This window comes from Bradyrhizobium sp. 23, assembly GCF_023073295.1.
Lineage (GTDB): Bacteria > Pseudomonadota > Alphaproteobacteria > Rhizobiales > Xanthobacteraceae > Bradyrhizobium > Bradyrhizobium canariense_D.
In genome coordinates this window covers 2,985-4,948 of record NZ_JADPJF010000073.1, presented here as the reverse complement: position 1 = coordinate 4,948, position 1,964 = coordinate 2,985, and the positions used below count along the sequence as shown (strand labels likewise).

The window sequence follows — 1,964 nt, the reverse complement described above, 5'->3', positions numbered from 1 at the left end:
CGGCTTGGCTGCTGGTGATCAAACGCGCCAACGAGAACACCCGCTCGCCACCTACTCGACGTCGATCATTCGCTCCTTGGTGATCCGCAGGCTGCGGACGTAATAGCCTTGTGCCTGAACGGCTGACTTGATTTCGTCGCTGACCTTGAGAACTCGTTTCCTGCTCTTCCGCCACTTATGTGCAGAGTAAAGCACGGGCACGGGAGAGCCTGAATTTAGAACGAGCAAGAAGCGTCTGTCATTGCGATAGACATCATACATTTCGCCCCCCGCGATCATGTTGAAGTAAGCATGTCTGGTCGTCTCCATGGACGAGCTTAGTATCGCGAATGGCTGCGCGGGTTGTAAATCTGCAACGTCCGGGATTTCTTCAACAACGTTCCCGATTGGGAACGAACTTGGTGCAGCTCGGCCGTGGGTACTAATCAAACTCTTGCGAGCGGTCGGGTAAAGAGGCTATCGAATTCCGCCACAACTGCGTGAGCAAATGCGCGGATGCTCGAAATCCCCCGCTGCGATCACTGCGAAGAAGAGTTCGCGCCAGAAGAGCTGATAGTTCTTGCGCCACCGGCCGGGGACGGCGAGTTGATCTGCGGCCGGTGCATCGAAGTCAAGCTCCGTCGGGCTGTCGCGAAGCTACCGCGCGGTGATAACTGATGCTCCAGCGCATCAGGATCATCTCGATCCCACAGCTTCCGTGTAGGCGGTTCACGAGCGCGGGCGCAATCCAGCCTCCTCGGTAGCATCAAGCTTAACGAGTGACATTCGTTGCCAACTTGCCGAGACGGAATATCGTCGCGTCGATCGGGCATTTTTTTTCCCGAACCACCAGTTAGCGGGGGTTGCCTGAAAACGAGTTCGATTTCCATGATTCGATATTCGTCGTATGGATTCGAACTATCGTGCACCAGCTCTCCTATCGCGACCCGCTGGAAGCCGAGTACCGTCAGCTCATCGAGCTACGAAAGCGGGTCAGACAGGCCGAAGCCGCGGCCTCAAAACGGTTTACGATCGCGACTAGGAAAAAAGAATTCGCCGCAACGAAGATGAATCCGCTGGCAGGCATCTGCTCGATGCGCGCGGCGGAGTTCGTGGCGTGCAGCGCCAGGGTTGTAACCACCAAAGTCAGGTCGTCGAGAGGGGTCGAGATGCCTTGGTGGCGGGCTTGGGGGAGAAGCGTGCAGTCGCTGGCACTACGACCGCTTTGAATGGGCCCGCGAACCGCGAGGGCCAGCTCCGTCGGATTGCCGGGCGATGCGCCGCCGTCCGTCTTTCCCGAAGATCCTCGACGGATTAGAGCGCTATACGCGGAGCTGTCGCCGAAAATCCGCCCTCCGGTTTTCATCTTGTGGCCTTGCTTTGGTCAAACCGGCGTTGGGGAGTGTGGACTTGCCCGATTTAATGCTCGGCCTCAGTCCGGGTGACATTGGGTGCGATGGGGAACGCCGATGCATTCGCCGATTAAACCGATAAATCCCGGCTCACAAATTCATGGTCCCGCGCTCTCACCAGAAGACGTCGAGCTTGTTGCGCGCGCGGACGAACGGCTCGCCCACGCCTATGATCAGATCGCACGTGCAGATGAACAGCTGGCGCGTGTCAATGAACAGCTTTCCAAGTTTGATCAGGATGGCACGCGCCATCCTTCTCAGCCGAAGAATTCCGCGAAATGGTTTCGACCACCTGACCGCGGGGCGAGCTCATCGCGCGGAAGGCCGGCACTGCGCGGCCTGATCGGTCTGCTGTTGGCAAGCGGCATCTGTTTAGCTGCTCTTGCAGCGCAGTCATCCGACGGCGATGCCGTCAGAGCAATGATGTATCGGTGGTCCGCGCATGCCGTTTCACCTTCGTGGTTGCCGCAAGAAAGAGCCGAGATCTCCTCGGCTCTGCCTACCACTCAGACGAGTGCAACCTATGTGGCACTTCAGCAACCGGGGCCGCTGACTACACCGCACGATGCGATC

Annotated in this window: 2 protein-coding genes and 1 pseudogene; 1 reads left to right on the top strand and 2 read right to left on the bottom strand. The window is 58.2% G+C overall.

Annotated features, from left to right (window positions below; genetic code table 11):
- Window positions 1-51 precede the first annotated feature (51 nt).
- Both IVB32_RS19825 and IVB32_RS19820 read right to left on the bottom strand, forming a co-directional pair.
- On the bottom strand, window positions 52-261 hold the full coding sequence (locus IVB32_RS19825) for a hypothetical protein (protein WP_247372079.1): 210 nt from the start codon (window positions 259-261) through the stop codon (window positions 52-54).
- Window positions 262-946: 685 nt separating this feature from the next.
- Window positions 947-1,345, bottom strand: coding sequence for a hypothetical protein (locus IVB32_RS19820; RefSeq protein WP_247372072.1), 399 nt, complete (start codon window positions 1,343-1,345; stop codon window positions 947-949).
- 103 nt (window positions 1,346-1,448) lie between these two features.
- On the opposite strand from IVB32_RS19820, the pseudogene IVB32_RS19815 reads away from it, so the two are divergent.
- A pseudogene (locus IVB32_RS19815) lies at window positions 1,449-1,964 on the top strand (hypothetical protein); the annotation flags it as partial.

Coding starts and splice junctions, on each gene's coding strand:
- IVB32_RS19825 (WP_247372079.1), bottom strand. CDS start 261: ATGTATGATGTCTATCGCAATGACAGACGCTTCTTGCTCGTTCTAAAT.
- IVB32_RS19820 (WP_247372072.1), bottom strand. CDS start 1,345: ATGAAAACCGGAGGGCGGATTTTCGGCGACAGCTCCGCGTATAGCGCT.